The organism is Pseudoalteromonas sp. SWN29 (assembly GCF_015864465.1).
Classification (GTDB): Bacteria; Pseudomonadota; Gammaproteobacteria; order Enterobacterales; family Alteromonadaceae; genus Pseudoalteromonas.
Map to the genome: position 1 here is coordinate 1 of NZ_JADYXE010000083.1, position 7,571 is coordinate 7,571.

A 7,571-nucleotide genomic window follows, 5' to 3' on the forward strand; every position below is an offset into this window, starting at 1 on the left:
AATAAAAAACCAAGAAGCGTTTAAGCTCCAAGAAAGTTAAATACGACCTTGAAGCTTAAAATGAGAGATGGTATCTACAGGTGTTTAGCTTGGCCTTATTTAAAAGCCAAAGCGCGATGTAAAATCGCACCTACGGTTTTGATGAGAGTGGTGGTTTAATTAATGTAGGTGAGGTTTTATACCTCGCTTAAAAATGGATTGTTTTCACCATTGAAAAATGCATTATTGTTCTATGTAGCCCTTAAAAGTAATGAGGCAATTAACTCTGCTATTTGCCTCATTGCATGAGGCAAATAAATAACATAAACTGAAGATAATTAATTTTAGGACTAAAGACTATGTGGATATGGCAACAGCAAAACTGGCCTAACTTTACGTGGGATGCTGCTGCACTTGCTCCTTTACTAAGGGAGCTTTCATATAATCAAGGTCTATTAGTAGGGCGTATGGGCGTGCAAAGTGCTCAACAAAAGCAGCAAGCTCTTGATACTTTACTAGCAAATATTATTCACTCCAGTGCGATTGAGGGTGAAAAGCTTAATGCATTTTCGGTTCGCTCTTCACTTGCTAAAAAGCTCAATATTAATGAGCAGCCTTACCCAACAACTGTGCAAAGCGATAATCTTGCAGAGATTATGCTTGATGCAATAAATAACACAGATTCTGCGCTTAATTTAGAACGAGTGCTTAATTGGCATCGCTTATTGTTTGCAGGTGAGCAAAGCTTATTTACTAAAATTGAGGGCGGGCAATTGCGTGGTGACGAGCCAATGCAAGTGGTGTCGGGGCGTTTAGATAAACCGGTATTACATTTTACAGCGCCTCCTAAAGAGCGAGTAAATAAAGAGCTTTCGCTATTTTTTAAGTGGTTTAACAATACGCAAAACGAATCACAAATAGACCCTTTTATTCGGGCAGCTATCGCACATTTATGGTTTGTAACAATACATCCACTTGAGGATGGTAATGGGCGTATTACACGCCTTATAACCGACCTAGCATTAGCGCAAGAACATGCTGAGTCAATTCGATTTTACGCTATGTCGGTGGCTATTTTAGAAGACAGAAAAAGCTACTACGAGGTGCTTGAAGCGACTCAACGTGGAGATCTTTGTATTACAAAGTGGATTAAGTGGTTTTTACGTACGCTCAATAATGCGATACACCATACGCTTAATAATATTGAGCAAACAATTTTTAAAACCAATTACTGGGCAAATAAAGATCAAACAAAGCTAGGTGAGCAGCAAGTAAAAGTGCTTAATAAGTTACTTGATGGCCAATTTGAACAGGGTATTAGCGCGAGTCAGTATCAAAAGGTGGCTAAGGTTAGTCGTGCAACCGCAACACGCCATTTATCGGACTTGCAAACGCTTGGATTTTTAACAAAAACCGCCGCAGGTGGGCGTAGTACACGTTACAAGGTTGCCCAATGAGGCAATTAAATCGTTATTCGCCTCACTATGTGAGGCGAATAGGTGTTTGATTTGTTGTAGGTGAGGTTTTATACCTCGCATGGTGTTTTTAAAAAGCCAAAGCGCGATGTAAAATCGCACCTACAATTTAAAAGCTTCGCTTTTCGCGCGAGCAAGCTGAGCGCCTACGGGTGTTTAGCTTGGCCTTATTTAAAAGCCAAAGCGCGATGTAAAATCGCACCTACGGTTTTGTTGAGTGCAGTGGTTTAATTAATGTAGGTGAGGTTTTATACCTCGCGGGTGTTTTTATAAAGGCAAATCGCGATGTAAAATCGCACCTACAATTTAAAAGCTTTGCTTTTCGCGCGAGCAAGCTGAGCGCCTACAGGTGTTTGGGTGGGCTTTGTAGCGTTGATTGGGAGTTATGAGCCAGTTACTAGAGGGCAAAGCGCGATGTAAAATCGCGCCTACAACTTAAAAGCTTCGCTTTTGCGCGAGGTAAACTCCCGCCTACAATTTAAATGCTTCGCTTTTGCGCGAGGTAAACTCCCGCCTACAATTTAAACGCTTCGCTTTTTTCGCGAAGTAAACTCCCGCCTACAATTTAAAAGTTTCGGTTACCACTTATTCCAACCGCGTTACTTTCACTTTTATTTTACCCGCATTAGCACCGTAAAAGCGGCTTAGGTCGTTTGCAAATGGGCAAAACTCGCCTGATTTATCTATTTTAATGTCGGCGCCGTTGGCTATTTCAAAAAGGTGGTCGTCGTTTTTATTAATAGCACCAATGAGTGAAAACCATTGTGCGCGAGGAAATCGTCTAAATGGTTCAAGTACAGCCATTGGGATTTCTTTTACGCCAAGTTGAACGTTGTCTCGGTTCCAGCCTAATGGCGTGCACTTTATGCCATCGTCAAACCAGTATTGATTTGGGTATGGGGTAAAGCGGTACGTAGCGCCTTGCTCTAGCATGAGGCCAGTTGTGTTGTATTGCTCAGAGGCAAATACCACTATATTTTGGCTTTGGTTAATGCTCAGCACACTCATGTTTTGATTAGCCAGTTCTATATGTTGGCTTAAACCAATAAAGCTAAGCGTGGTACTGTCGTTGTAGCTAATTTTGTAATGCAGTTTTTTAAGCGATTCTGGGCGGTAACTGGTTAGTTTATTAATGCGTTCGGCTACGCTGTAGTGCACTAAAGGCTCAAGTTTGCTGGCTTGGTCATCAATTAATACATAGCACTCTCTATCTACTAATTTAAAAAACGGGTTAAACCAAAAGTAATTTTGTTGATGACTTAATGCGAGCGGATCGGGCGTTACGGTTACGTCATCTTGTGCTACTAAGTTGCTGTCGGGGAGTAGGGTTTCGTAATCTATATCGTGGCTAGTGAGTAACGAAATATTAAGCGGTTGTTCTATTAACCATTCAAGTGCATAGCGCAAGCTAATATCGGCTAGGCCATCGCGGTAGTAACCACCGCCAATGTCTGAATGCGCACCTGCAAACCATAGCTCGGTAATATTGTTTTGATGGTTCATGAGTGTGGGTTCAAAGGCGCGGCGTTTTTCGTCAAGGGCTACGCAGTGCAGCGCGTGAGTAATGTTGTTGGCAATGGTGTGGTTTTCAAAAATAACGTGCTCTGCGCCACGTGTGGCTTTACTTACTTTTGATAAGCCAATAGAGGCGACGGTATCAAACACACATACGTAAACATTATCAGCAATTAAAGGTTCTAGGATTTTGGCAAAACGCCTTGCAAGCGCGGCGCCTCGGCTAAAACCTGTTAGCAGTATGGTATCGCTTATTAGGTAGTGATCTTTAAAGTCGCTTAACGCTTGATTTAAAATACTGGCTACGTCGTCACCGCGAGGTGCAAGGGTTTGGTTTAAAATACGTTTAAGGCGGCTGCCTTTAGTACCAATACCTTGATAATAAAAACTGAGTTGGTTAGCAAAAGGAGTAACGGGGGAGTCTTCTAATTTACCGCCAAGCAGTAAATGCAATTTTAGAATGTTGGTAATATTAGAGTCTTCTTTAAAATGCTCTGAGCTAAATTGTTCTGCGTCACGGGGCTCGTTTCCTGTGCCGTCAAAGTTAAAAATTAGCGTTTTACCCGTCATAACCCAATTCCCTTAGTTGTTTTAAATACTCTACACAGACAATGTTAAAAATTAAAGACAGTACGACTGCTTACAGCGCATTACTGTCTTTAATTTAGTATAGAGTTAATGCAATTTCATTTTAGGGCGCACTACTCGCAGCACTTTTTCGCTTATCCATAATGCAAAGGTTTTTGCGCTGCCGTGTATAGCACGCTGGTGCATACGGTATAAAGATATATACATAAAGCGGGCAATTTTACCTTCAATAAAAAAGGTGTTGCTGGTTAGGTTACCCATTAAGTTACCCACGGTGCTGTAGCTCGATAAGTTAACCAACGAGCCATGGTCGCTGTATTTAAAGCCATGTAGTGGTTGCTGCTTTAACGTGGCGATGAGATTTTTTTCGACGCATAACGCCATTTGGTGCGCCGATTGTGCGCGTGGCGGTACTTGCTTGCCGTCGGCTTGGGTAAATGCACAGCAATCGCCTAATACAAAAATGCTTTCGTCAACGGTGCTTTGTAAAAACTCGTTTACTTGAATTTGATTACTACGAGTAAGCTCAAAAATACCTAAGTCTTTTATAAAATCAGGTGCTTTTACGCCTGCTGCCCACACCATTATATCGGCATCAATATGCTCTTCGTCTTTGGTGATAAAGCCTTGTGCGGTACCTTCTTTTACTTGTGTTTGCTCGCGCACGTTTACGCCAAGCTTTAATAGCTCGCGTTTGGCACTAACGGCAATACGCTCTGGTAATGCTGGTAAAATACGTGGGCCGGCTTCTATTAAATGAATATGTAATCGTTTTGACGACATATTTGTTAAGCCATAAAGCTTTAATAGCTCAGACACATGATAAAGCTCAGCCGAGAGTTCAACGCCCGTAGCGCCGCCACCTACAATGGCAATATTAAGTGATTGCTGTTGATTGTCGTCTTGATGAAGGCGGGTAAAGCTGTCGAGTAATGAGTGCTGAAAGCGCTCTGCTTGTTGGCTTGAATCTAAAAAGTAGCAATGATCTTTTATACCCGGGGTATTAAAGTCGTTACTTACGCTGCCAATGGCAATAACAAGGTGATCGTAGCGCACGGTACGCCCAGGTAAAATAGTGTGGCCTAATTCGTCGTTAAGTGGTGCAAGGGTAATTGTTTTATTGCTTTGGTCTATGTTGCAAAAAGTACCAAGTTGAAAGTTGTAATGATGTTTTGCGGCATGGGCTGAATACACAACGCCATCTAAATCAGGGTCAATAGAGCCTGTCGCTACTTCGTGCAGTAACGGCTTCCATATGTGGGTACGGTTTTTGTCTATTAGTAGAATTTCTGCTTGTTTTTTCTTTCCTAGTTTATGACCTAATTGCGTTGCGAGTTCTAATCCGCCAGCACCACCGCCAATAACGACAATTTTAGGTGTAGTAATATTCATAACGTTGCCCTCAAAAATAATATACCCAAATAATCTGTATTATTTTTAGTGTTTTGAGGTTACTTGGGTATGGCAAAAAGTTATTTTTGGCAAACGTGACTGTTTATTTTTACGCTATTAGTCTGCGCCTAAATAAAGGATATGTCAGCAAAAAATGCTGAATAAAGGCATATAAGTTATACTCACTTTTTTATCGTTTAGCTGTGCAGTTAAATTGCTGTTAAAACACCAAAAGGACATTTATGACCACGCCACTAATTCAATCACTTGAGCAGCACTTTGGTTTTAGCCAATTTAGAACAGGCCAACAACAAACTATTGAGCAGCTTTTAAATGGTCAGTCGTCGTTGGCTATATTTCCTACGGGCTCGGGTAAATCGTTGTGCTACCAGCTAACTGCGTTGCATTTACCAAATTTAACCTTAGTTGTATCGCCTTTACTTGCATTGATGAAAGATCAAATTAGCTTTTTAAATAGCAAAGGTATTTACGCTGCAAGCCTTGATTCGAGCCAAGATCAAATGCAAAGCAGCACGGTAATGAACGATGTTCGAAATGGTAAAATTAAAGTATTAATGGTGTCGGTTGAGCGTTTTAAAAACGAGCGTTTTAGAGAGTTTATAAGCCAAGTTGCGCTTTCTATGTTAGTGGTAGACGAAGCGCACTGTATATCAGAATGGGGCCATAACTTTAGGCCCGACTACCTTAAGTTGCCGCGTTACCGCGAAGAGCTTAATATTCCTTTAGTGTTGTTACTTACGGCAACGGCCACTAAAAAAGTAAAACGCGATATGGCAGAGCGTTTTGCTATTGCCCCTGAGTGCATTGTGCAGACGGGCTTTTACCGCGCTAATTTAGATTTAAGCGTGCTGAGCGTTAAAACCGCCGATAAAAACACCGAACTTGCTAACATTGTACGTGCGCAAAGTGGCCCTGGTATTGTGTATGTAACGCTGCAGCAAAGTGCCGAGCAAGTAGCAAACACGCTCAGTGCGCAAGGTATTCATGCTGTTGCTTACCACGCAGGGCTTGAAGATACGCTACGCTGGCAAATTCAAGATGACTTTATGGGCGGTAAAATTAACGTAGTGGTAGCAACCATTGCCTTTGGTATGGGCGTTGATAAATCGGATATTCGTTTTGTTATACATTACGATTTACCTAAATCGATAGAAAATTACAGCCAAGAAATTGGCCGAGCAGGGCGCGATGGTAACCCGTCAAACTGCTACACGCTTGCTAATTTAGATGGCCTAAACACAGTCGAAAACTTTGTATATGGCGACACCCCAGAGCTTAGCGGTATTGAATACGTAATTAACGATATTCGCCAAAGCCACCAGCAATGGGAAATGCAAGAATATAGCCTTTCAAGCGAAAGTAATATTAGGCAACTGGCCCTTAAAACCTTACTCGTACAGCTAGAAATGCAAGGCGCAATAACGCCGCAATATGCTTACTACGCTGATTTTAAATATAAATTTTTGATTGATAAAAACGAGCTACTAAACCAGTTTGACGATCAGCGCCAAGCGTTTTTAACGCAAATATTTAGCCATACCGATTTTAAAAAAATATGGGGCACGCTAAATTTTGACTCGCTTACACAAGCTGCGCAGGTTGATCGAAAACGCGTAGTGGCAGCGCTTGACTACCTAGCCGAAAAAAACCTAATAACGCTCGAAACCAAACGTATTACCCAAGTATACAAAGTGCATGAAGAGGTTATAAATAACCCGCAGCTTGCCCAGCAACTTCACGACTACTTTACCGACAAAGAACAAGCCGAAATTAAACGTATTGCTGCACTGGTGCGCTTTTTTGAGCTACAAAGTTGCTTAAGCTATAACTTGGCGCGCTATTTTGACGATCAAAATGCACCACAGCAATGTGGGCATTGTAGTGTGTGTAGAGGGCATGCAGTTAAGCTTGAATACTCTATAGAGCCAGCATATATTGACGAGCAACTTATTTATCAAAAGGTAGATGAGTTTTTAGCGCATATGGCAGGCAAAGGTAATCATAATGTGGGTGTTGAAACCCAATGCCGCTTTTTAGCGGGGATGAGTGTGCCGTTATTTGCACGTAATAAAGTGCGCCAATTGAGTGGTTTTGCGCTGTGCGAGCAAATGCGTTACAGCGATATTAAAGCAAAACTACTAGCGCGTTAAATTAGTTACTGTATCCTAGTGGCTTATTCTAAAAAGTAAGCCACTATGCCTCAAATTGTTATTCCCGTTGAAAATATTGCTACTACCCCAGAGCCCGTTACATGTGCTAACTGCCAAGCCTGTTGTTGCCAGCTAGAAGTGCGCATAGTGACCGACACCGGCGTACCATTTCATTATATTGAATACGATAAATGGGGCAGCGAAGTAATGAAACGCGCAGACGACGGCTGGTGCCAAGCACTCGACCGTAATACGCTTATGTGCTCTATTTACGAAAACCGCCCATTAGTTTGCCGTGAGTTTGAAATGGCGTCGGGTGAGTGTATTACCGAGCGCGATTTAGCAGGTATATAGTTAGTCTCAACTCAGTACAGTGTAAGCGTCTAGCAAAGTGCACCTGCCAGTAACTCGTCAAACCGATTAAGCTATTTCTGAATTTCAATTAGGAGAT

At 41.9% G+C, this 7,571-nt stretch carries 5 protein-coding genes; 3 read left to right on the forward strand and 2 right to left on the reverse strand.

The window, feature by feature from the left end:
* The first annotated feature begins 338 nt into the window (after positions 1-338).
* Positions 339-1,436, forward strand: coding sequence for a Fic family protein (locus I6F53_RS19525; protein WP_166419872.1), 1,098 nt, complete (start codon positions 339-341; stop codon positions 1,434-1,436).
* Positions 1,437-2,039: 603 nt separating this feature from the next.
* On the opposite strand, the gene I6F53_RS19530 is transcribed toward I6F53_RS19525, so the two are convergent.
* Together I6F53_RS19530 and I6F53_RS19535 are read right to left on the reverse strand one after the other, a co-directional pair.
* Complete coding sequence (locus tag I6F53_RS19530) at positions 2,040-3,539, reverse strand: phospholipase effector Tle1 domain-containing protein (protein ID WP_197240859.1); 1,500 nt, start codon at positions 3,537-3,539, stop codon at positions 2,040-2,042.
* A gap of 105 nt (positions 3,540-3,644) precedes the next feature.
* A complete protein-coding gene (locus tag I6F53_RS19535) occupies positions 3,645-4,949 on the reverse strand; it encodes an NAD(P)/FAD-dependent oxidoreductase (RefSeq protein WP_197240860.1) in 1,305 nt (434 codons plus the stop codon).
* Between the two features lie 242 nt (positions 4,950-5,191).
* Between I6F53_RS19535 and I6F53_RS19540 the strand changes: the two genes are divergently transcribed.
* Positions 5,192-7,120, forward strand: a complete 1,929-nt coding sequence (locus I6F53_RS19540; protein ID WP_197240861.1) for a RecQ family ATP-dependent DNA helicase — start codon at positions 5,192-5,194, stop codon at positions 7,118-7,120.
* Between the two features lie 45 nt (positions 7,121-7,165).
* Complete coding sequence (locus tag I6F53_RS19545; RefSeq protein ID WP_197240862.1) at positions 7,166-7,474, forward strand: YkgJ family cysteine cluster protein; 309 nt, start codon at positions 7,166-7,168, stop codon at positions 7,472-7,474.
* Positions 7,475-7,571: the final 97 nt, after the last annotated feature.